Below are 2306 nucleotides of genomic sequence, written 5' to 3'. Positions count from 1 at the left end.
CTTCCCGCAGGGGGAAATGCGGACGAAATAAGAAAGAAAAGACCGACTGCTCACACCATCAAGCCAGTCGGTCTTTTCATACGCTTCAGTATAGGTCTTCAACAGTCTGATCTTCCGGTCAGAATAGCAAGTCATACGGATTTTCCAGCTTGTCTGCCAATCCGGCCAGAAATTCTGCTGCCGGCTGACCGTCCACGACTTGGTGGTCGAAGGTCAGGCTGAGCGGCAGGAAGTGCTTTTCACAGATCTGCCCTTCTGCATCCAGAGCCAGTGTCTTTTGCAGGGCGCCAACACCCAAAATCGCTACTTCAGGTGTATTGAGAATCGGTGTGAAATATTCGATGTCGGCTGCACCGAGATTGGTGATGCTGAAGGTTGAGCCGGTGTAAAGCGCAGGATCCAGCCTTCCTTTGCGGGCCTGCTGCGTTTCATTTTTAATAGCTGCTCCCAGATCAGACAGTGTCAGCTTATCAACCTGACGGATGACCGGCACGACCAAGCCGTCGCTGAGAGCTGTCGCGATACCGATGTGGACTTCCTCCAGCTCCTGATAGTGGCCGTTGAAATACCAGGCATTCAGCTGCGGATGCTCTTTCAGAGCCTTTGCGGCAGCCTTGGTCAGCAGGGTTGTGATGCTGATTTCGCCATTTTCCAGCGGCGAAGAAACCTGAGCCTTCATATCCTGCCTAAAGACCATGAGCCTGCTGATGTCCGCCTTGCGGTGCAGTGTGACCTGAGCAGAAGTCTGCAGGCTGGCCATCATCCGCTCAGCAATCGTCTTGCGCATGCCGGTCAAACCTGCACCATAGTCAGCTGCGGTCTGCACTTCTGCGGCAGAGACGGCTGTCGCTTGACTGGCTGGGACTGCCTGAGGCTGATAGTTTTCCACATCTCGGCGGGTAATCCGCCCATTGCCGCCGCTTCCTGCAATCAGGGAAATATCATAGCCCTTTTCCTTGGCCATCTTGCGGGCCAGCGGTGTGATGAAAATCCGCCCTCCCAGCTCTCTGGCTGCAGCTGTTTTCGGGCTCTCCTCTGAGTTTTTTTCCGGTAAAGCAGCTGCAGCTGTGCTGTCTTCTGATTGTCCTTCTTGGACTGCTGCTTCTGCACCTGGCAGGCTTTCGCCCGCTTCGCCAATCCAGGCGATGACCTGCTTACAGGGGACCGTTTCACCTGACTGGCTGATAATTTTCAGTATAACGCCTGCGCTCGGTGCTTCTACCTCACTGGTCAGTTTTTCTGAGCTGATTTCTAAGACAGGCTGACCAGCAGCCACCGTGTCGCCTTCTTTGACCAGCCAGTCATTGATTAGACCTTCTGTCATCGTTAAGCCTAGCTTAGGCATGACAATTTCTGTAGCCATACTTGCCTCCCTTCTATCCCTTCAGGTCGTCAATGAGCTCCGCCGCAACTGTCAGAACCTTGTCAGCATTTGGGATATAGAGCTGTTCCAGATTGACCGCAAATGGTACGGGCACATGAGGAGCGCAGACGCATTTGACCGGACCGTCCAGATAGTCAAAGCACTGGTCTGTTACAGCCGCAGCGATGTCTGTTGCTGTATTGTTGTGCGGATTGGATTCGTCAATGATAATCAGCCGACCGGTTTTCTTGACGGATTCAAAGACCGTTTCCTGATCCCATGGCGCTACCGTTCTCAGATCAATGACTTCTGCTGAAATTCCGTCCTTTTCCAAACGGTCAGCCACTTCATAAGCTACATAGAGCATTTTTCCAATCGTGACAATGCTTAAGTCACTGCCCTCGCGCCGGACAGCAGCCTTGCCAATCGGCACTGTATAGTAGTCCTCCGGCACTTCTCCCTTGATACCGTAAAGAGTCTTGTCTTCTGAGTAAATGACGACATTATCATCTTCAATAGCTGCCAACAGCAGACCTTTGGCATCATAAGGGGTAGCCGGAACGACAACCTTAATGCCCGGAATGGAGCCAAAAAGTCCATAGTAAGAGCCTGAGTGCTGAGCAGCTGCTGAGGCACCGGCACCGTGCATGGTCCGCACTGTCATAGGGACCTTGGCTTTGCCGCCAAACATATAGCGCATTTTGGAGCCTTGGCCCAGAAGGGCATCAAAGCAAAAGCCGATAAAGTCATTAAACATCAGCTCCGGCACCGGCCGCAGTCCGGTCAGAGCCATCCCGACCGAGGCAGACATGTAGCCGTGCTCGGAAATCGGAGTATCAATCACCCGTTCCCGGCCGTACTTAGGCATGAGGCCTTTGGTGACGCCCATCACCCCGCCCCAGGCATCCTCGTTCTCTTCCTCCAGGTGCTTGACGGTCACCCC

2 protein-coding genes are annotated in these 2306 nt (G+C 53.5%); both read right to left on the bottom strand.

Going from position 1 to position 2306, the window contains the following annotated elements:
* Positions 1-118 precede the first annotated feature (118 nt).
* Positions 119-1363, bottom strand: a complete 1245-nt coding sequence (locus tag STRDD11_RS12795) for a dihydrolipoamide acetyltransferase family protein (protein ID WP_128837626.1) — start codon at positions 1361-1363, stop codon at positions 119-121.
* Between the two features lie 13 nt (positions 1364-1376).
* Positions 1377-2306: alpha-ketoacid dehydrogenase subunit beta (locus STRDD11_RS12790; RefSeq protein WP_164828502.1), on the bottom strand; the 930-nt coding region annotated here is incomplete at its 5' end.

The sequence above is a fragment of the Streptococcus sp. DD11 genome, from assembly GCF_001578865.1.
In the GTDB taxonomy this organism is placed as follows: Bacteria; Bacillota; Bacilli; order Lactobacillales; family Streptococcaceae; genus Streptococcus; species Streptococcus panodentis.
The sequence above is the reverse complement of the archived record's forward strand: the minus strand, read 5'-3'. Positions and strand labels throughout refer to the sequence as shown.